Here is a 19,192-nt window from a genome sequence, read left to right on the forward strand (position 1 = left end):
GGAGTTTCACGATGGAAATGCTGAAGTTTGGTAAATTTGCTGCGCTGGCTCTGGCCATGGCTGTAGCTGTAGGTTGCTCGTCCAAAGGCGGCGACAACGCCGGTGAAGGCGCTGTTGATCCAAACGCTGGTTACGGCGCAAACACTGGTGCCGTTGACGGTTCCCTGAGCGAAGAAGCTGCTCTGCGCGCAATCACCACCTTCTACTTCGAATACGACAGCTCGGACCTGAAGCCAGAAGCCATGCGCGCTCTGGATGTTCACGCCAAAGACCTGAAAGCAAACGGCGCTCGCGTTGTTCTGGAAGGCAACACCGACGAACGTGGTACTCGTGAGTACAACATGGCACTGGGCGAGCGTCGTGCGAAAGCCGTTCAGCGCTACCTGGTACTGCAAGGTGTTTCCCCAGCTCAGCTGGAACTGGTTTCCTACGGCGAAGAGCGTCCAGTTGCTACCGGCAACGACGAGCAGTCCTGGGCTCAAAACCGTCGCGTCGAACTGCGTAAGTAATTCGATATGCGAACGTGCCGTCGTGCTGTAACTGTTCTGGCTCTCAGCCTCGCGCCGCTTGCGGCGTGGGCTGCGGTTCCTGTGGTCGATGACAACTCCGGTTATAACAATAGCGGGAGTAGTTATCCGCCTGCGGGTTACGGTACGAACGGCGCCTATGCCGGGGGAGCGGCTTCGGCCCCTACCTCGGCACAGGGCATGCTGTTCAATCAACTGCAACAAATGCAGGATCAGATATCGCGCCAGCAAGGTGTGATTGAAGAACTGCAGAATCAGGTTGCGCGCATGAAGCAAGAATCCCTGGAGCGATACCAGGATCTTGATCGGCGCATAGGATCCGGTGCTACACCTGCCGCGACTCCTGAGAATTCTTCTGCCGGTGGCGACGCAAGTGCTGCTGCCGGTGCGGCTGGCCAAGCGCCTGCTGCAAGTAGCGAACCGGCTGATCCGGCCAAGGAAAAGCTGTATTACGATGCCGCTTTTGACCTGATCAAAGCCAAGGATTTCGACAAGGCCAGCCAGGCTTTTGCCGCGTTCCTGCGCAAATACCCGAACAGCCAATACGCGGGCAATGCCCAGTACTGGTTGGGTGAGGTGAACCTGGCAAAGGGCGATCTGCAAGGTGCGGGTCAGGCTTTCGCCAAGGTTTCGCAGCTATATCCCAAGCACGCCAAAGTGCCGGACTCGCTGTACAAGCTGGCTGATGTAGAGCGCCGCCTCGGTCATACCGACAAGGTGAAAGGCATTCTGCAGCAGGTGGTCGCCCAATATCCGGGCACATCCGCCGCTCAGTTGGCTCAACGCGATCTGCAGCGCATGTAAGCCTGTTTGACTGTTTTGAAGAAACCCGCGCCTGTCGCGGGTTTTTTCGTTAGAATTCACGCCCTTTTTCTGAAACACGCTTCTTGAGGCCTGCGCGTTGGCGAGGCTGCCTGAAGTGCCTGACGGAGGCGGACAGCCTGTTTAGCTGTTACGCCCGTGGCGACTATGCAAGACACATTGAGAATTACCGAAGTTTTCTACTCGTTGCAGGGGGAAACGCGGACTGCCGGGCTGCCCACCGTTTTTGTGCGCCTGACCGGTTGCCCCTTGCGTTGCCAGTACTGCGACAGCGCCTATGCGTTCACTGGCGGTACGATTCGCACCCTCGACGATATCCTCGCGCAAGTAGCCGGGTATCGTCCGCGCTATGTCTGTGTCACTGGCGGTGAGCCTTTGGCGCAGCCGAATGCCATTCCTTTGCTTAAACAGTTGTGTGATGCCGGTTACGAGGTCTCGCTGGAAACCAGTGGTGCCCTAGACATCTCGGCAGTGGATCCGCGCGTCAGTCGCGTGGTCGATCTGAAAACTCCAGGTTCGAAAGAAGCTCATCGCAATCTTTATGAGAACATCGAACGGCTGACTCCCAACGATCAGGTGAAGTTTGTCATCTGCTCGCGGGAAGACTACGACTGGGCGGTATCCAAGCTGATCCAGTACGGTCTTGATCGACGCGCTGGCGAAGTCTTGTTTTCGCCAAGTCACCATGACTTGAATGCTCGGGATCTGGCGGACTGGGTGGTGGCGGACAACCTGCCTGTACGCCTTCAATTGCAACTGCATAAATATCTTTGGAATGACGAGCCGGGGCGCTGATATGACTGAGCAACTGAACACGATTGAAAAGCGCGCGGTCATCTTGCTGTCTGGCGGGCTGGACTCGGCGACCGTCGTGGCCATGGCCAGGGCCGAAGGCTATAGCTGCTACACCATGAGTTTTGATTACGGTCAGCGTTCGCACGCCGAACTGCATGCCGCTGCGCGTGTTGCCCGCGACTTGGGCGTGGTTGAGCACAAAGTGATCGGCTTGAACCTGAATGGCATGGGCGGTTCGGCGCTGACCGACACCAGCATCGACATTCCACAGGAGTTGGGCGAGGGTATTCCGGTTACATACGTGCCGGCGCGCAATACCGTTTTCCTGTCGCTCGCGTTGGGTTGGGCGGAAGTGCTTGGCGCGCGAGACATTTTTATTGGCGTCAACGCGGTGGATTACTCCGGCTACCCGGATTGCCGTCCCGAGTTCATTGAATCGTTCGAGCGTATGGCCAATCTGGCGACTAAAGCCGGCGTTGAGGGCAACGGCTTTCGCATTCAGGCACCGTTGCAGAATCTAAGCAAGGCGCAAATCGTCCAGGCGGGCGTGAAGCTGGGCGTTGATTATGGGCTGACTGTTTCCTGCTATCAGGCCGATGATGACGGCCGTGCATGCGGCAAATGCGACAGCTGCCGCCTGCGTGCGGAAGGCTTTGCAGCGGCTGGCGTGAGCGATCCAACACCTTATTTTTGATTATTTTAAAAAAGGTGTTGAATAGTCCTTAAAAATCAGTATTATACGCGCCACCACACAGCGGGTCGTTAGCTCAGTTGGTAGAGCAGTTGGCTTTTAACCAATTGGTCGTAGGTTCGAATCCCACACGACCCACCATTTTTGGCGGTTTAGAAAATCCGGAAGGCCCACGAAAGTGAGGATTTCCGGGTTTTTTTTTGCCTGCAATTCGGGCACATGTTCTTTCACTGCCTACAGTTCTGACGCAGGTCAGAATCATCTTTTGTATCCTCCGGATATTCTGTAGCCTTGCGCAGCTTCAACGTTGTCCGTGCCTGACACTACTCACTCTCCCGGCGGTACCCTCAAGCGGTCCGGAGCCGGGTGTATACTCGACTTTCGCGCGAAAGCGCCTGCAGGTCTTGCGAACATGACGCAGATTTCCGAACGCCTTCTGGTTCAAGCCCACCTCGATGCCAAACAGCCCAAACCGCTGACTGCCGAGGAGGAGGCCTACTACCGTTCCGCCATTGCCGCTGAGCTCAAGGCTCAGGACGCGGTGCTGGTGGCCCACTTTTATTGCGATCCGGTGATTCAGGCTCTGGCCGAAGAAACCGGCGGCTGTGTGTCCGACTCCCTGGAGATGGCCCGCTTCGGCAACGCCCACCCGGCCAAGACTGTAGTAGTCGCCGGTGTGAAGTTCATGGGCGAGACCGCGAAGATTCTCAATCCTGAAAAACGTGTGCTGATGCCAACCCTGGACGCGACGTGTTCGCTGGATCTGGGTTGCCCGGTCGACGAGTTTTCGGCGTTCTGCGATCAGCATCCGGAGCGCACGGTGGTGGTTTATGCCAACACCTCCGCCGCCGTTAAGGCTCGGGCTGACTGGGTCGTGACGTCGAGTTGCGCGCTGGAGATCGTCGAAAGCCTGATGGACAACGGCGAGACCATCATCTGGGGGCCGGACAAGCATCTGGGCACCTACATCCAGCGCAAGACCGGCGCCGACATGCTGCTGTGGGACGGTGCTTGCATCGTTCACGAAGAGTTCAAGTCCAAGCAACTCGAAGACATGAAGGCGTTGTACCCGGACGCAGCCATTCTGGTGCACCCGGAATCGCCGACGGCGGTGATTGAACTGGCAGACGCCGTTGGCTCTACCAGCCAGTTAATTGCTGCCGCGCAGAGCCTGCCGAACAAGACGCTGATCGTCGCCACCGACCGAGGTATCTTCTACAAGATGCAGCAGTTGTGCCCGGACAAGGTCTTCATTGAGGCGCCAACGGCCGGTAACGGCGCAGCGTGCCGCAGTTGCGCACATTGCCCGTGGATGGCCATGAACACCCTTGAGCGCACGCTCAAGAGCTTGAAGGAAGGGACGAACGAGATCTTTGTTGATCCGGCGCTGATTCCGCAGGCGATTCGGCCGCTCAAGCGCATGCTGGATTTCACCCACGCGGCGCGGATGAAGTTGGCCGGTAACGCCTGAGATCTTTCTGCTACGCAAAAAAACCTGGGGGAGCGGGCTTGCTCGCGAAAGCGGTGCCTCAGTCGACTCAAATAGAGACTGATACACCGCTTTCGCGAGCAAGCCCGCTCCCACTTTGGTTTTCAGTGTTTGGGAATTATTTGTTCTTTTTAGGAATCCGGACGATGCGGGTATCGGAATAGATGTCATGCCACGTGCGTTTCTGCTTGTCGAACAGCGACCAGAAGAATCCCAGGCCCAGGCACAGCCACGACGCGATCGACACCATAAACCGCAGCAACGCCTGCCACAGGCTGATTGCCGTGCCATTGCTGTTTTGCACACGAAGGCCCCATACCTGCATGCCCAGCGTCTGCCCGCCATGGGTCCAGAACTTGGCAAAGAACGCAAACAGCACCAGCAGCAACACCGTTGAGTACAGCGGATCGCCGTCCAGTTTCCCAGCGTCGGTCATCACGCGCAGGCGTTCTTCGCCGATGATTGCGGCCTGAATCATCTTGTAGATGCCGCCAGTGACGATCAGCAGGGCAGTACACAGCAGGAAGTCATAGAACATCGCTGCCAGTCGACGGCCAAGGCCAACGGCAGGAAAGTCGCCCTGGGGAGTGAGCAGATGTTTCGACATGGCAGCCTCTGGACGCAAATGGAAGCGCCATTTTACGGATTCGCGCACACAAAAAAGCCCCTGATATCAATATCAGGGGCTTTTTCGTTACAGAAGATCAGGCTTCTGCTTGTACTTCGTCAGCCTGCATGCCTTTCTGGCCCTGCACAGCAACGAAAGTCACTTTCTGGCCTTCTTTCAGGCTTTTGAAGCCGTTGCCCTGAATGGCACGGAAATGCACGAACAGATCCGGACCGCTTTCTGGAGTGATAAAACCAAAACCTTTCTCGTCGTTAAACCACTTGACGGTACCGCTCTGACGTGTGGACATTTCTTATTTCCTTTGACGCAAAAAATTGATGACAGTCTCCTTCTCATGAAAGAGTACTGGGGCTGGTTGCAGGAGAGTAAGAAGACGTCGAACGGGATGTAGCTAACTTGTAGGCTACTGCCCAGGTCACGATTCCAAGCTGACCCATGCAAACACAGTGGAGAAACTCTACGCCAACTTCGGGAGAAAAAACAAGCCCTGTGAAGTGCCCGGTTTTGCTGAGCTTGCAGGAACTTAATCGATTCGTTAGTACAGGCTTAGATGATGAGCTTGTTCAGTTGTTTTCGAACGTTATAAGCAACGTTCATATTCGAATCGATTGATAGAGGATGCACTGTTTTATGGCGATTGCGTTACACATTAGTGCACGCATAACGCAATCGCGTTACTTATAGAAACAGTCAATCAGCCGCGATAGTAGCGTTGTGGAACAAATGGCATTTTGCTTACAAGCATTTGCACCTTTTTCCCACGAACAATTGCCCAAACCGGTGTCTCAAGCGTGACATACGCGCTGTCGAGGTAACCCATCGCCAACGGCCCACCCAGGGTCGGTCCGAAGCCGCCGCTGCACACGCTGCCGATGATGTCGCCCGCCTCGTTGACGATTTCTGCGCCTTCACGCACCGGCGTACGTTCCTGCGGCAGCAGGCCGACGCGCTTACGGGCGACGCCATTGTGTTGCTGTGCGAAAACGATCTCCGCCCCCGGGAAACCGCCGGCCCGCGCGCCATCGGCGCGACGTGGCTTGGAGATCGCCCACAGCAGGCTGGCTTCAATGGGTGTGGTTTGGGTGTTCATGTCGTGGCCGTACAGGCACAGGCCGGCTTCCAGGCGCAGCGAATCACGAGCGCCGAGGCCGATGGCCTGAACGTCCGGTTCAGCCAGCAAGGCGCGGGCGAGTTTTTCGGCATCGGTGGCCGGCACCGATATTTCGTAACCGTCTTCACCGGTGTAACCCGAACGGCTGACAAAGCAGTCGATGCCCAGCAGATTGACGCGGGCGAACTGCATAAAGGTCATCTGCGCCACTTGCGGAGCAAGGCGCGCCAACACGGTGACGGCCGCCGGACCTTGCAGGGCGAGCAGGGCGCGCGCTTCGAACAGCTCCGTAATGGTGCACTGATCGCCGATGTGTTTTTGCAGGTGAGCCAGATCCTGATCCTTGCACGCGGCGTTGACCACGAGGAACAACTCGTCGTTACCGAGGTTGGCCACCATCAGGTCATCGAGAATGCCGCCGCTCTCGTTGGTGAACATCGCGTAACGCTGCATGCCTACTGGCAGATCGATGATGTCTACAGGCACCAACGTTTCCAGGGCCTTGGCGGCATTGGCACCTGTCAGACGAATCTGGCCCATGTGCGAGACGTCGAACAGTCCGGCCTGCTCGCGGGTGTGTTGGTGTTCCTTCATCACGCCCAGCGGGTATTGCACCGGCATGTCGTAGCCGGCGAATGGCACCATGCGTGCGCCGAGTTCGATGTGCAGAGCGTGCAGCGGGGTTTTCGACAGTTGTTCGGTAGACATCTTCAACTCCTGAAAAATGTGCAGCCGCCGATGCGCAAGCATCAGCATTCGATAATGTTGACCGCCAGACCGCCGCGGGCGGTCTCCTTGTATTTGCTTTTCATGTCGGCGCCGGTCTGGCGCATGGTGCGGATGACCTTGTCGAGCGAGACGAAATGCTGCCCGTCGCCACGCATGGCCATGCGCACCGCATTGATTGCTTTCACCGAGCCCATGGCGTTGCGCTCGATGCACGGCACCTGCACCAACCCGCCAATCGGGTCGCAGGTCAGGCCGAGGTTGTGTTCCATGCCGATTTCCGCCGCGTTCTCGACTTGCTGCACACTGCCGCCCAGCACTTCGCACAACGCGCCGGCCGCCATTGAACAGGCCACGCCGACTTCGCCCTGACATCCGACTTCGGCGCCTGAGATCGAAGCGTTTTCCTTGTACAGAATGCCGATGGCCGCCGCGGTCAGCAGAAAACGCACCACACCGTCTTCATTGGCGCCGGCAATAAAGCGCATGTAGTAATGCAGCACAGCCGGAATGATCCCCGCCGCACCGTTGGTGGGTGCCGTCACCACGCGTCCGCCATTGGCGTTTTCTTCGTTGACCGCCAGCGCATAAAGGTTGACCCAGTCGAGCACTGATAATGGGTCGCGCAACGCTGATTCCGGGTTCTTGCACAGTTGCCGATGCAGCGCCGCCGCGCGCCGTTTGACCTTCAAACCACCGGGCAAAATCCCTTCGTTGCGGCAACCCGCCGCCACGCAGTCCTGCATCACCTGCCAGATGTTCAGCAGGCCAGCACGGGTTTGCGCTTCCGGGCGCCAAGCGCTCTCGTTGGTCAGCATCACCTGGCTGATCGACAGACCATAGGTGCTGCAATGACCGAGCAAGTCCTTGGCGCTTTTGAACGGGAAGGTCAGCGGTGTGGCGTCTTCGACGATGCGATCGGCACCGGCAGCGTCTTCATCGACGACAAAACCCCCACCGACCGAGTAGTACTCGCGGCTGCGGATCTGGATGCCCGCCGCGTCGAACGCTCGGAAGATCATGCCGTTGGGGTGATAGGCCAGCGGCTTGCGGATCATCGCCAGATGTTCTTTCTCGTTGAACGCGATGCTGTGTTCGCCGAGCAGATTCAGGCGAGCGTTGCTGCGGATTTCTTGCAGGCGGGAGGCGACGGTTTCGGTGTCGACGGTGTCCGGGTGCTCGCCTTCAAGGCCAAGCAGCACGGCTTTGTCGCTGCCGTGGCCTTTACCGGTGGCGCCGAGCGAGCCGTACAGCTCGACGCGGACACTCGCGGTGGCAGTCAGCAGGTTTTCCCGGCGCAGCCCTTCAGCGAAGCGCGCAGCGGCGTGCATCGGGCCGACAGTGTGGGAACTGGAGGGGCCGATGCCAATCTTGAACAGGTCGAACACGCTTAACGACATGAGTGGTTCTCCGGTTTCTTGTTATAGGAATTGGCGAAATATCAGGCTTGTAGCATTGCCTGTGGGAGCGGGCTTGCTCGCGAATTCGGTGGGTCATCCAATATAAATGTGACTGATTCACCGCATTCGCGAGCAAGCCCGCTCCCACATTGGATCTGTGGTGTTGTTGAGAGTGGGGGCAAATAAATGCCCCCACACTGGTTTAAGCGTAGCTTTCGATCGACGGGCAGGCACAGACCAGGTTGCGGTCGCCAAACACGTTGTCGACGCGACCGACCGGCGGCCAGTATTTGCCTTCGATCAACGACGCCACCGGATACACCGCTTGCTCGCGGCTGTACGGGTGAGTCCACTCGCCAACCAGTTCGGCTGCGGTGTGCGGCGCGTTCTTCAGCGGGTTGTCGTCCTTGTCCAAGGTGCCGTTTTCCACCGCGCGGATTTCTTCGCGGATGCGGATCATGGCGTCGCAGAAGCGGTCCAGTTCTTCTTTGGATTCGCTTTCGGTCGGCTCGATCATCAGCGTGCCGGCGACCGGGAACGACATGGTCGGGGCGTGGAAGCCGAAGTCGATCAGGCGCTTGGCAACGTCATCGACGCTGATGCCGCTGCTGTCTTTCAACGGGCGCAGATCAAGGATGCATTCGTGCGCCACCAGACCGTTGCTGCCGGTGTACAGCACTGGGTAGTGCTCTTCGAGGCGACGGGAAATGTAGTTGGCGTTGAGGATCGCCAGTTGCGAAGCGCGCTTGAGACCCGCACCGCCCATCATGCGAATGTACATCCAGGTGATCGGCAGAATGCTCGCGCTGCCGAACGGTGCTGCGCAGACCGCGCCTTCCTTGCGCTCCATCTGGGCGTGGCCCGGCAGGAACGGCGTCAGGTGCGACTTGACGCCAATCGGGCCAACGCCCGGGCCGCCACCGCCGTGGGGGATGCAGAAGGTTTTGTGCAGGTTCAGGTGCGACACGTCGCCGCCGAACTTGCCCGGCGCGCAAAGGCCTACCATGGCATTCATGTTGGCGCCGTCGATGTACACCTGGCCGCCGTTGTCATGAATGATCCCGCAGATTTCGCGGATGCCTTCTTCGAACACGCCGTGGGTCGAGGGGTAGGTGATCATCAGCGCGGCGAGGTGTTCGCGGTGCTCGAGGGCTTTGGCGCGCAGGTCTTCGATGTCGACGTTACCGCGAGCGTCGCACGCGGTCACGACCACGCGCATGCCGGCCATATTGGCAGTGGCCGGGTTGGTGCCGTGGGCGGACGACGGGATCAGGCAGATGTCGCGACGGTCATCACCGCGGCTCTGGTGATAGGCACGGATCGCCAGCAGACCTGCGTATTCACCTTGCGAACCGGCGTTCGGTTGCAGCGAGATCGAGTCGTAACCGGTGGCGGCGCAGAGCATCGCTTCCAGTTCGTCGGTCAGTTGCTGATAACCGGCGCTTTGTGCGGCTGGCGCGAACGGGTGCAGGGCGCCGAACTCGGCCCAGGTCACCGGGATCATTTCGCTGGCGGCGTTGAGTTTCATGGTGCACGAGCCCAGCGGGATCATGGTGCGATCCAGCGCCAGGTCCTTGTCCGCCAGTTTGCGCAGGTAGCGCATCAGCTCGGTTTCCGAGTGATAGCGGTTGAACACCGGGTGGCTGAGGATCGGCGACTGGCGTACCAGCGCAGCAGGAATGGTGCTCTGCACGGTGGCGGCGAGGGCGGCGAAGTCTGGCAGGGTTTTGCCGTCGGCGAAGACGCTCCACAGGGTTTCGATATCAGCCTGAGCGGTGGTTTCGTCAACCGACAGACCGACACGCTGAGCATCGACGACGCGCAGGTTGATCTGCTGGGCGTGAGCCTTGTCGTGCAGCGCAGCGGTTAGCGCGCCGGTAGCCACTGTCAGGGTGTCGAAGAAGCTTTCCTGCTCGACCTTCAGGCCCAGCGCAGTCAGGCCCTTGGCGAGAATCGCGGTCAGGTGATGCACGCGGTTGGCGATCTGGGTCAGGCCTTTCGGGCCGTGGTAGACGGCGTACATGCTGGCGATGTTGGCCAGCAGCACTTGCGCGGTGCAGATGTTGGAGGTGGCTTTCTCGCGACGGATGTGTTGCTCGCGGGTCTGCATCGCCAGACGCAGCGCTGGCTTGCCGAAACGGTCAACCGACACACCGACCAGACGGCCCGGCATGTCGCGCTTGTACGCATCTTTCGTCGAGAAGTAAGCCGCGTGCGGGCCACCGAAGCCCAGCGGCACGCCGAAACGTTGAGCGCTGCCGATAGCAACGTCAGCGCCGAACTCGCCTGGAGCGGTCAGCAGGGTCAGGGCCAGTAGATCGGCCGCCACGGCCACCAAAGCGTTGGCCGCGTGGAAGCGTTCGGTCAGTTCGCGGTAGTCGAACACATCACCGTTGCTGGCTGGGTATTGCAGCAGTGCGCCGAAGAATGGGGTGACGTCGGTCAGTTCACGCTCATCGCCCACCACAACGTCAATGCCCAGCGGCTCGGCACGGGTGCGCAGCACGTCGAGGGTTTGCGGGTGGCTGTGGATCGAGGCGAAGAATTGGTGGCTGCCCTTGTTCTTGCTCAGGCGTTTGCAGAAGGTCATGGCTTCGGCAGCGGCGGTGGCTTCGTCGAGCAGGGACGCGTTGGCGATCGGCAGGCCGGTGAGGTCGCTGATCAGGGTCTGGAAGTTCAGCAGCGCTTCGAGGCGACCCTGGGAAATTTCTGGTTGGTACGGGGTGTAAGCGGTGTACCAGGCCGGGTTTTCCAGGAGGTTACGCAGGATCGGCGACGGCGTGTGGCAGTTGTAGTAGCCCTGGCCGATGTAGGTTTTGAACAACTGGTTTTTGCCAGCGATGGATTTGATCATCGCTAGGGCGTCGGCTTCGCTCAGGCCGTCGTCCATGCCGAGCACGCTGGTGCCCTTGATGCTTTTCGGGATGACGCTGGCGCTCAGGGCTTCAAGCGAATCGAACCCCAGGCTGTTGAGCATGGCTTGTTCGTCACCGGCGCGCGGGCCGATGTGACGGGCGATGAATTCGTTGGCGGTGCCAAGGTTTACTTGAGTCATGACAGGTCTCCTCAGGCTTCGGCTTGGGCTTTGATCAGACGGTCGTAGGCGTCTTGATCGAGCAGTTTGGCGACGGCCGAAGCATCGGCTGGCTGGAAGCGGAAGAACCAGCCTTCGCCCAGCGGATCTTCGTTGACCAGCTCAGGGCTGTCTTCCAGCGCTGGGTTGGTGGCCAGGACTTCACCGTCGAGGGGCATGTATACGCCGCTGGCGGCTTTCACTGATTCCACGGTGGCGGCTTCAGCGCCTTTCTCGTAAGCCTGCAACTCAGGCAGTTGCACGAACACCACGTCGCCCAAGGCGTTCTGCGCGAAAGCAGTGATGCCGACAGTAACGCTGCCGTCAGCTTCAGTGCGCAGCCATTCGTGATCTTCAGTAAAACGCAACTCGCTCATGGAAACTCCTCAGGGGGCCAGACTCGTCTGGTGGACGCGGTGGAAGGCTTGGGGCGGTAAAGCCCTTATTTATGAGGGGTTAGTTAGCAAGAACACGGCCAATGTTGATTTATCTTTATAAATCAATGATTTGAGAGTTTTGTGTTGATTGAGTGATGGCGCGTCTGTAGCGAAATCGCTACAGCGTAGGGCAAGGAAAAAAGCTTAACGGGATCAAAGCCTTGCACAGCGGTGATCAGAGGAGTGTGTAGCGATATCGTTCCGCTGTAGCGCTTTCAGTACAGATGCAGGTCGTTTTTGAGCGGATTTTAAAATCCGGAGCATTACCCCTGTGGGAGCGGGCGTGCTCGCGAAGACGCTGGATCAGGTGAAATCTATGGCGACTGACACGACGCCTTCGCGAGCAAGCCCGCTCCCACAGGGTTGATCGAGCAAGGCTTAAAGTTTGTTGGAGATGCCGTACTTGCGCAGTCGATGGGCGATGGCCGTGTGCGAGGTTTGCAGGCGACTGGCCAGTTGGCGGGTCGAGGGGTAGCTGACGTAGAGTTTTTCCAGCAGCGATTTCTCGAAGGCTTCGACCGCTTGTTCGAGGCTGTCGACGTCGCTGTCGGTCTGACGCGCGACCGAGGTCCCTGCGATGTCGAGGTCGCCGATATCCACCAGACTGCTTTCGCAAATCGCGGCGGCGCGGAAAATCACGTTCTGCAACTGGCGGACATTGCCCGGCCAACGGTTGCCGAGCAGCGCCGGGTAAGTACCGGGGGCGAGGCGACAGACCGGGCGCTGAATCTGCGCACACGCCTGCTGCATGAAATAACGCGCCAGCAACAGAATGTCCTGACCGCGCTCTCGCAGTGGCGGCACTTCGACGTTAAGCACGTTGAGGCGATAGAACAGGTCTTCGCGAAACAGCCCCTCGCTGACCATTTTTTCCAGATCGCGGTGGGTGGCGCTGAGGATGCGTACGTTGACCTTCACCTCGCGATCACCGCCGACCCGGCGGAAGCTGCCGTCATTCAAGAAGCGCAGCAGTTTTGCCTGCAAGTACGGCGACATCTCGCCGATCTCGTCGAGGAACACCGTGCCTTGGTTGGCCAGCTCCATCAGCCCCGGTTTGCCACCGCGTGCCGCGCCAGTAAAGGCGCCGGGGGCGTAGCCGAACAGTTCGCTTTCGGCGAGGTTTTCCGGCAGGGCCGCGCAGTTGAGTGCGAGAAACGGCGCGCTGTGCCGTGCACTGATGGCGTGGCAGGCGCGGGCCACCAGTTCTTTACCGGTGCCGGTTTCGCCTTGGATCAGCAACGGCGCATCAAGGGCGGCAACGCGCTGTGCGCGAGCCTTGAGGGTGCGGATTGCCGGGGATTCACCAAGCAGCGCGTCGAAGCCCTCGGCGTGGTCGTGGTGCAGCGCCGAGAGCTGTTCGCCGATGCGGTTGGGTTGATACAAGGTGAGCAGGGCGCCAGCGTCGGTGATCGGCGTGGCGTCGAGTAATAGCGTCTGGCCGTTGACGGTGATCTCGCGCAGCGGCAGGCGGAAGCCGTTTTCGAGCAACGTGTCGAGCAGGCCCGGATCGTTGAACAGCTCAGCAACAGTTTCACCGGCCGGTTCGCGACCGTACAACGCAATCAGCGCCGGATTGGCCAGCAGCACCTTGCCGGCGCCGTCGAGGGCCAGCACCGGGTCAGTCATCGCCGCGAGCAGCGCATCAAGCTGCAAGTGCCGGCGCTGGCCCGGGAGGATGTCGACCACTTTCACCGCTTGCACACCGTGCACGCTGAACAGCGCGTCACGCAGTTCCTCCAGCACCTCAGGGCTCAACGTCGGGGCGTCGATGTAGACGTTCGGCGGGATCATTTCCACCGCATCCAGATTGAGATTGCGCCCACCGAGCAGGGCCAGGACTTCCTGGGTGATGCCGACGCGGTCGATGAAGCTGACGTGGATACGCATGGGGCGGTTCAGTGATCTGCAATGCGGAGGGTGGCAAGTATGCCTTGGGGCGGGGCAATGGTGAAATCGGCGGCGATTTTCCGGTCGATCTGGTTGCCCTGTGGGAGCGAGCCTGCTTGCGAATGCCGTGGCTCAGCCACATTGATATCGCCGGACACGACGTCGTCGCGAGCGAGCTCTCTCCCACAGGGACGCCGGGTTATTCGAGGTGTTCGGGCTTCACCGGGTCCCCGGATTTCATATTCAACTGCACCCGCACATCTTCAAACATCGCGTCGTAGTGCTTGTGCACCGAGCCAATGCTGGCATGCGTCTTGGGAATCCCGTACTTCTCGGCAATTCTGGTCACATCTCTGGCGAAGTTGTAGGCCTGATCCTTGGGCAGGAAGAACGTCTCTTTCATGTCCTTGCCCTGAATGCTGCCGTGCATCGTGAACTGCATTCCTTTGCCCTCTTTGGGATCGGTGAACACTTCGTAGTCAAGGCATAGGTCGTAGCTGACATCGTCCTTGTTCAGCGCGTGCCGTTCGATGTGCAGATGACCGGGTACAAACTGGGCCATGGATCTCTCCTTTCAAGGCATGGGAGAAGGGCAGACCTTACGCCTGCCCCCGGAGTTTCTGATTATCGATAAGTGATACCGGGTTTCGCTGTGCTGACTCGCGTACCCGCATTGCCCTGGACAATCGCTTCGATGTCCGCCAGCGAGCCGATCACGGCGACCTTGCCAGTATGGCGGGCGAATTCGCAGGCTGCCTGTACCTTCGGCCCCATGGAGCCGGCGGCAAACCCGAGGCGCTCCAGTTCGTCCGGATGCGCTTGGGCGATGGCTTTCTGGCTGGGTTTGCCGAAGTCGATGAACGTGGCATTGACGTCGGTGGCGATCACCAGCAAATCCGCGTCCAGTTGTTCGGCCAACAGCGAGGAGCATAGATCCTTGTCGATCACCGCCTCGATGCCCTTGAGTTTGCGGTGTTCGTCGTACAGGGTCGGGATGCCGCCGCCACCGGCGCAAATCACGATGCTGCCCTTGTCCAGCAGCCACTTGATCGGGCGGATCTCGAAGATGCGTTTGGGCCGAGGACTGGCCACCACACGGCGGTATTTATCGCCGTCCGGTGCAATCGCCCAGCCTTTTTCAGCGGCGAGTTTTTCCGCTTCAGCCTTGTCGTAAACCGGGCCGATGGGTTTGCTCGGGTTCTGGAACGCCGGGTCGTTGGCGTCGACTTCGACTTGGGTCAGCAGGGTGGCGAACGGCACTTCGAAGTCCAGCAGATTGCCGAGCTCCTGTTCGATGATGTAGCCGATCATGCCTTCGGTTTCGGCACCGAGCACGTCCAGCGGGTACGGGCTGACGGAGGTATAGGCCGCCGCTTGCAACGACAGCAGGCCGACTTGCGGGCCATTGCCGTGGGCGATGACCAGTTGATTGCCGGGATGGATCCTGGCGATTTGTTCGGTGGCGACGCGGATGTTGGCGCGCTGATTTTCAGCGGTCATCGGCTCACCACGGCGAAGCAGGGCGTTACCGCCCAACGCTACGACGATACGCATGGTGCAGTCCTTCTAAAACAGAGGAATGGCAAACGACTCGATCTTGCTGTCGGAACCGGGCCCTTGTGGGAGGGGGATTGCTCCCGAAGGCGGTGTGTCAGGCTCCATCAATGTCGCCTGATATCGCCCCTTCGCGAGCAAGCCCGCCCCCACATTTACAGCCGGTTTTTTCAGTGAGAACGGGTCGGGTCTTAGAGATCAGCCAGCGTCGACACCAGAATCGCTTTGATGGTGTGCATGCGGTTTTCCGCTTGCTCGAAGGCGATGTTGGCCGGCGATTCGAAGACGTCTTCGGTCACTTCAACGCCATTGGCCAGGTGCGGATAGCGCGCGGCGATGTCTTTACCGACCTTGGTTTCGCTGTTGTGAAACGCCGGCAGGCAGTGCATGAATTTCACGCGCGGGTTGCCGGAGGCTTTCATCATTTGGGGGTTGACCTGGTACGGCAGCAGTTGCTCGATGCGCTCGTCCCAGGCGTCCACCGGCTCACCCATCGACACCCAGATGTCGGTGTGGATGAAGTCGACGCCCTTGACCGCTTCTTTCGGGTCTTCGGTGATGGTGATGCGTGCGCCGCTTTCTTCGGCGAACGCCATGCACTGGGCGATGAAGTCAGCGTGCGGCCACAGCGCTTTCGGCGCGGCGATGCGCACGTCCATGCCAAGCTTGGCGCCGATCATCAACAGCGAATTACCCATGTTGTAGCGGGCGTCGCCGAGGTAGGCGTAACTGATGTCGTGCATCGGCTTGTCGCTGTGTTCGCGCATGGTCAGCGCGTCGGCGATCATTTGCGTCGGGTGGAATTCAGCGGTCAAACCATTGAACACCGGCACTCCGGCAAACTTGGCCAGCTCTTCGACGATTTCCTGCTCAAAGCCACGGTATTCGATGGCGTCGAACATCCGACCGAGAACACGGGCGGTGTCTTTCATGCTCTCTTTGTGGCCGATCTGCGACGACACCGGATCGATGTAGGTGACGTGGGCACCCTGGTCGTGGGCCGCGACTTCGAATGCGCAGCGGGTGCGGGTCGAGGTTTTTTCGAAGATCAGCGCGATGTTCTTGCCTTGCAGGTGTGGACGCTCGGTGCCGGTGTACTTGGCACGTTTGAGGTCGCGAGACAGGTCGATCAGGTAGTTGATCTCGCGAGTGGTGTGGTGCATCAAACTCAGCAAGCTGCGGTTGCGCATATTAAAAGCCATGATGGATCTCCTTGCCCGACACTGTGAAAGCGACTGCAGGCTGTGCGCCTTCGCCTTGTCTTTCCTGCGCTCGCTACGCGTTCACAGCGTCGGGTCGTCATTAGTCAAAAAATTAATAGTCGATCGGGTCGCGGATGATCGGGCAGGTCATGCAGTGGCCGCCGCCACGACCACGGCCCAGTTCCCCGGCGCTGATGGTGATGACCTCAACGCCCGCCTTGCGCAGCAGGGTGTTGGTGTAGGTGTTGCGGTCGTAGCCGATGACCACGCCCGGTTCCACCGCTACCACGTTGTTGCCGTCATCCCATTGCTCGCGTTCGGCGGCGAAGCTGTTGCCACCGGTTTCCACCACGCGCAGCGCTTTGAGGTTGAGGGCTTTGGCCACGGTGTCGAGGAAGCTCGATTCTTCGCGGCGGATATCGATGCCGCCATGTTTGCTTTCGTCAGGGCGCAGAGTGAACGCCACGATCTGGTTGACCACTTCCGGGAATATCGTCACCAGGTCGCGGTCGCAGAAGCTGAACACGGTGTCCAGGTGCATCGCTGCGCGGGACTTCGGCAGGCCGGCCACGATGACTTTCTCCACGGCTTTGTTTTTGAACAGGTTCAGCGCCAGTTGGCCGATTGCTTGGCGCGATGAGCGCTCACCCATGCCGATCAGGACGACGCCGTTGCCGATCGGCATGACGTCGCCGCCTTCCAGGGTGGCGCTGCCGTGATCCTTGTCCGGGTCGCCGTACCAGATCTCGAAATCGGCGTTGGTGAATTGCGGGTGGAATTTGTAGATGGCGGTGGCCAGCAGGGTTTCCTGACGACGCGCCGGCCAGTACATCGGGTTCAGCGTCACGCCGCCGTAGATCCAGCACGTGGTGTCGCGGGTGAACTGGGTGTTGGGCAGCGGCGGCAGAATGAAGCTGGAGTGGCCGAGGAAGTCGCGGAACATCTGAATGGTCTTGCCACCGAAGCTGTCCGGCAGGTCATCAGCGGAGACGCCGCCGATCAGGTATTGGGCAATGTGCCGTGGTTCGAGGCTGCGCAGCCAGGACTTCACTTCGCTGATCAGGCCCAGGCCCACCGAATCGGCGGTGACCTTGCGATCGAGAATCCAGTCCAGTGCCTCAGGGATGGCGACGATATCGGTCAGCAGGTTGTGCATTTCCAGTACGTCGATCTCGCGTTCACGCATCTTGGTGACGAAGTCGAAGTGGTCGCGTTTGGCCTGGGCGACCCACAGCACGTCGTCGAACAGCAGTTCATCGCAGTTGTTCGGGGTCAGCCGCTGATGGGCCAGACCTGGGGAGCAAACCATGACTTTGCGCAGTTTGCCGGCTTCGGAATGGACGCCGTACTTAACTTTTTCCGTGGTCATTTCAGTGATCCTCCAGATAACAAATCAATCAGGTGCTACAGAGTCAGGAAGCCGTCATACAAGCCGTAGGCTGCCACCAGGGCACCGACGACCACAGCGGCGAAAATCAGCTTCTCGACGTTCGTGAAAACAGGTTGTTTGAGTTCCAGTTTGGCCTTGGCGAACAGGATCGCGCCCGGGGCGTAGAGCAGGGCCGAGAGCAGCAGGTACTTGATCCCGCCGGCATACAGCAGCCAGACCGCATAGATCACGGCGATCGCGCCGATGATCAGATCCTTGCGCCGTTCGGCGGCGAAGCCTTGGTAGGTTTCGCCGCGCACCGCCAGCAGCAGGGCATACGCCGCCGACCACAGGTAGGGCACCAGAATCATCGACGTGGCGAGGTAGATCAGCGACAGGTAAGTGCTGGCCGAGAACAGGGTGATGATCAGGAAAACCTGCACCATCGCGTTGGTCAGCCACAAGGCGTTGACCGGGACGTGGTTGGCGTTCTCCTTGCGCAGGAACGCCGGCATGGTGTGGTCTTTGGCGGCGGCGAACATGATCTCTGCGCACAGCAGCACCCACGACAGCAGCGCCCCCAGCAGCGAGATGATCAGACCGACGCTGATCAGCACTGCACCCCAGTGACCGACCACATGTTCAAGCACGGCGGCCATCGACGGGTTCTGCAGTTTGGCCAGTTCCGGCTGAGTCATGATGCCCAGCGACAGCACGTTCACCAGCACCAGAAACAGCAGCACGGTGATGAAGCCGATCACGGTGGCCTTACCGACGTCGGAACGTTTTTCCGCCCGTGCCGAGAAGATGCTCGCGCCTTCGATGCCGATGAACACCCACACGGTGACCAGCATCATGTTGCGCACCTGGTTCATCACGCTGCCCAGATCAGCGTTTTTCACGCCCCAAATGTCAGCGGTGAAGATGTCCAGTTTGAACGCGAAGACGGCGATCAATACAAACAGCAGCAGTGGCACCACCTTGGCGACGGTGGTCACCAGGTTGATGAACGCTGCTTCCTTGATCCCGCGCAGCACCAGAAAGTGCACCGCCCACAGCAGCACGGACGCGCCGATCACCGCGGCGACGGTATTCCCCTCGCCGAACACCGGAAAAAAGTACCCGAGCGTGCTGAACAGCAAAACAAAGTAGCCGACGTTACCCAGCCAAGCGCTGATCCAGTAACCCCAGGCCGACGAGAACCCCATGTAATCACCGAATCCGGCCTTGGCGTAGGCGTACACGCCACCGTCCAGGTCAGGCTTGCGATTGGCGAGGGTTTGGAAAACAAAAGCGAGGGTGAGCATGCCGACAGCGGTAATGGCCCAACCGATCAGCACGGCACCGACGTCGGCGCTGGCGGCCATGTTTTGTGGCAAAGAGAATATCCCGCCACCGATCATTGATCCGACTACCAAGGCAACCAGTGCGCCTAATCGTAGTTTTCCGGGAGCTTGAGACATTGCATGACTCCATTGCAG

Annotated in this window: 17 protein-coding genes and 1 tRNA gene; 6 read left to right on the forward strand and 12 right to left on the reverse strand. The window is 59.4% G+C overall.

Going from position 1 to position 19,192, the window contains the following annotated elements; translation table 11 throughout:
* Positions 1-11 precede the first annotated feature (11 nt).
* From pal to nadA, 6 genes are all read left to right on the forward strand, one after another.
* Positions 12-509 carry a peptidoglycan-associated lipoprotein Pal gene (pal, locus tag K5E40_RS10705; RefSeq protein ID WP_003178634.1) on the forward strand — a complete coding sequence of 166 codons (498 nt, stop codon included), beginning with the start codon at positions 12-14 and terminating at the stop codon, positions 507-509.
* Between the two features lie 6 nt (positions 510-515).
* On the forward strand, positions 516-1,331 hold the full coding sequence (ybgF, locus tag K5E40_RS10710; RefSeq protein ID WP_221730689.1) for a tol-pal system protein YbgF: 816 nt from the start codon (positions 516-518) through the stop codon (positions 1,329-1,331).
* 165 nt (positions 1,332-1,496) lie between these two features.
* Positions 1,497-2,144, forward strand: coding sequence for a 7-carboxy-7-deazaguanine synthase QueE (queE, locus tag K5E40_RS10715; RefSeq protein ID WP_221730690.1), 648 nt, complete (start codon positions 1,497-1,499; stop codon positions 2,142-2,144).
* Between the two features lies 1 nt (position 2,145).
* Positions 2,146-2,838 (forward strand): 7-cyano-7-deazaguanine synthase QueC, encoded by a 693-nt coding sequence (gene queC / locus K5E40_RS10720; protein ID WP_221730691.1) that lies wholly within the window; start codon positions 2,146-2,148, stop codon positions 2,836-2,838.
* Positions 2,839-2,900: 62 nt separating this feature from the next.
* Positions 2,901-2,976 (forward strand) — tRNA-Lys (locus K5E40_RS10725).
* A 271-nt stretch (positions 2,977-3,247) separates the two neighbouring features.
* Entirely contained in the window at positions 3,248-4,306 is a 1,059-nt protein-coding gene (gene nadA / locus K5E40_RS10730; protein ID WP_221730692.1) for a quinolinate synthase NadA, read from the forward strand.
* A gap of 136 nt (positions 4,307-4,442) precedes the next feature.
* Here nadA and K5E40_RS10735 read toward each other — a convergent pair whose 3' ends face one another.
* The 12 genes from K5E40_RS10735 to arcD form a co-directional block, all read right to left on the reverse strand.
* The gene (locus K5E40_RS10735) at positions 4,443-4,931 is read right to left on the reverse strand and encodes an RDD family protein (protein ID WP_221730693.1); all 489 of its coding nucleotides are present in this window, start codon (positions 4,929-4,931) and stop codon (positions 4,443-4,445) included.
* A 97-nt stretch (positions 4,932-5,028) separates the two neighbouring features.
* Positions 5,029-5,241: a cold-shock protein gene (locus tag K5E40_RS10740; protein WP_003227496.1), complete on the reverse strand. Its 213-nt coding sequence runs from the start codon at positions 5,239-5,241 to the stop codon at positions 5,029-5,031.
* Between the two features lie 405 nt (positions 5,242-5,646).
* Positions 5,647-6,771, reverse strand: coding sequence for a glycine cleavage system aminomethyltransferase GcvT (gcvT, locus tag K5E40_RS10745; protein WP_221730694.1), 1,125 nt, complete (start codon positions 6,769-6,771; stop codon positions 5,647-5,649).
* A 41-nt stretch (positions 6,772-6,812) separates the two neighbouring features.
* Positions 6,813-8,189, reverse strand: a complete 1,377-nt coding sequence (locus K5E40_RS10750) for an L-serine ammonia-lyase (protein ID WP_221730695.1) — start codon at positions 8,187-8,189, stop codon at positions 6,813-6,815.
* A 202-nt stretch (positions 8,190-8,391) separates the two neighbouring features.
* On the reverse strand, positions 8,392-11,244 hold the full coding sequence (gcvP, locus tag K5E40_RS10755; RefSeq protein WP_221730696.1) for an aminomethyl-transferring glycine dehydrogenase: 2,853 nt from the start codon (positions 11,242-11,244) through the stop codon (positions 8,392-8,394).
* 11 nt (positions 11,245-11,255) lie between these two features.
* Complete coding sequence (gene gcvH / locus K5E40_RS10760; protein WP_221730697.1) at positions 11,256-11,639, reverse strand: glycine cleavage system protein GcvH; 384 nt, start codon at positions 11,637-11,639, stop codon at positions 11,256-11,258.
* 438 nt (positions 11,640-12,077) lie between these two features.
* Complete coding sequence (locus K5E40_RS10765; RefSeq protein WP_221730698.1) at positions 12,078-13,586, reverse strand: sigma-54-dependent transcriptional regulator; 1,509 nt, start codon at positions 13,584-13,586, stop codon at positions 12,078-12,080.
* Positions 13,587-13,785: 199 nt separating this feature from the next.
* Positions 13,786-14,148, reverse strand: a complete 363-nt coding sequence (locus tag K5E40_RS10770) for a DUF5064 family protein (RefSeq protein WP_221730699.1) — start codon at positions 14,146-14,148, stop codon at positions 13,786-13,788.
* A gap of 62 nt (positions 14,149-14,210) precedes the next feature.
* Positions 14,211-15,140 (reverse strand): carbamate kinase, encoded by a 930-nt coding sequence (gene arcC, locus K5E40_RS10775; RefSeq protein WP_221730700.1) that lies wholly within the window; start codon positions 15,138-15,140, stop codon positions 14,211-14,213.
* Between the two features lie 191 nt (positions 15,141-15,331).
* A complete protein-coding gene (locus K5E40_RS10780; protein ID WP_221730701.1) occupies positions 15,332-16,342 on the reverse strand; it encodes an ornithine carbamoyltransferase in 1,011 nt (336 codons plus the stop codon).
* Between the two features lie 112 nt (positions 16,343-16,454).
* The gene (gene arcA / locus K5E40_RS10785; RefSeq protein ID WP_221730702.1) at positions 16,455-17,711 is read right to left on the reverse strand and encodes an arginine deiminase; all 1,257 of its coding nucleotides are present in this window, start codon (positions 17,709-17,711) and stop codon (positions 16,455-16,457) included.
* A 35-nt stretch (positions 17,712-17,746) separates the two neighbouring features.
* On the reverse strand, positions 17,747-19,174 hold the full coding sequence (gene arcD, locus K5E40_RS10790) for an arginine-ornithine antiporter (RefSeq protein WP_221730703.1): 1,428 nt from the start codon (positions 19,172-19,174) through the stop codon (positions 17,747-17,749).
* Positions 19,175-19,192 lie beyond the last annotated feature (18 nt).

Source organism: Pseudomonas baetica (assembly GCF_019733355.1).
Lineage (GTDB): Bacteria > Pseudomonadota > Gammaproteobacteria > Pseudomonadales > Pseudomonadaceae > Aquipseudomonas > Aquipseudomonas baetica_A.

What these genes read in the sequence shown, in the direction of transcription:
- pal (WP_003178634.1), top strand. Translation starts at nt 12, where the DNA reads ATGGAAATGCTGAAGTTTGGTAAATTTGCTGCGCTGGCTCTGGCCATG.
- ybgF (WP_221730689.1), top strand. Translation starts at nt 516, where the DNA reads ATGCGAACGTGCCGTCGTGCTGTAACTGTTCTGGCTCTCAGCCTCGCG.
- queE (WP_221730690.1), top strand. Translation starts at nt 1,497, where the DNA reads ATGCAAGACACATTGAGAATTACCGAAGTTTTCTACTCGTTGCAGGGG.
- queC (WP_221730691.1), top strand. Translation starts at nt 2,146, where the DNA reads ATGACTGAGCAACTGAACACGATTGAAAAGCGCGCGGTCATCTTGCTG.
- nadA (WP_221730692.1), top strand. Translation starts at nt 3,248, where the DNA reads ATGACGCAGATTTCCGAACGCCTTCTGGTTCAAGCCCACCTCGATGCC.
- K5E40_RS10735 (WP_221730693.1), bottom strand. Translation starts at nt 4,931, where the DNA reads ATGTCGAAACATCTGCTCACTCCCCAGGGCGACTTTCCTGCCGTTGGC.
- K5E40_RS10740 (WP_003227496.1), bottom strand. Translation starts at nt 5,241, where the DNA reads ATGTCCACACGTCAGAGCGGTACCGTCAAGTGGTTTAACGACGAGAAA.
- gcvT (WP_221730694.1), bottom strand. Translation starts at nt 6,771, where the DNA reads ATGTCTACCGAACAACTGTCGAAAACCCCGCTGCACGCTCTGCACATC.
- K5E40_RS10750 (WP_221730695.1), bottom strand. Translation starts at nt 8,189, where the DNA reads ATGTCGTTAAGCGTGTTCGACCTGTTCAAGATTGGCATCGGCCCCTCC.
- gcvP (WP_221730696.1), bottom strand. Translation starts at nt 11,244, where the DNA reads ATGACTCAAGTAAACCTTGGCACCGCCAACGAATTCATCGCCCGTCAC.
- gcvH (WP_221730697.1), bottom strand. Translation starts at nt 11,639, where the DNA reads ATGAGCGAGTTGCGTTTTACTGAAGATCACGAATGGCTGCGCACTGAA.
- K5E40_RS10765 (WP_221730698.1), bottom strand. Translation starts at nt 13,586, where the DNA reads ATGCGTATCCACGTCAGCTTCATCGACCGCGTCGGCATCACCCAGGAA.
- K5E40_RS10770 (WP_221730699.1), bottom strand. Translation starts at nt 14,148, where the DNA reads ATGGCCCAGTTTGTACCCGGTCATCTGCACATCGAACGGCACGCGCTG.
- arcC (WP_221730700.1), bottom strand. Translation starts at nt 15,140, where the DNA reads ATGCGTATCGTCGTAGCGTTGGGCGGTAACGCCCTGCTTCGCCGTGGT.
- K5E40_RS10780 (WP_221730701.1), bottom strand. Translation starts at nt 16,342, where the DNA reads ATGGCTTTTAATATGCGCAACCGCAGCTTGCTGAGTTTGATGCACCAC.
- arcA (WP_221730702.1), bottom strand. Translation starts at nt 17,711, where the DNA reads ATGACCACGGAAAAAGTTAAGTACGGCGTCCATTCCGAAGCCGGCAAA.
- arcD (WP_221730703.1), bottom strand. Translation starts at nt 19,174, where the DNA reads ATGTCTCAAGCTCCCGGAAAACTACGATTAGGCGCACTGGTTGCCTTG.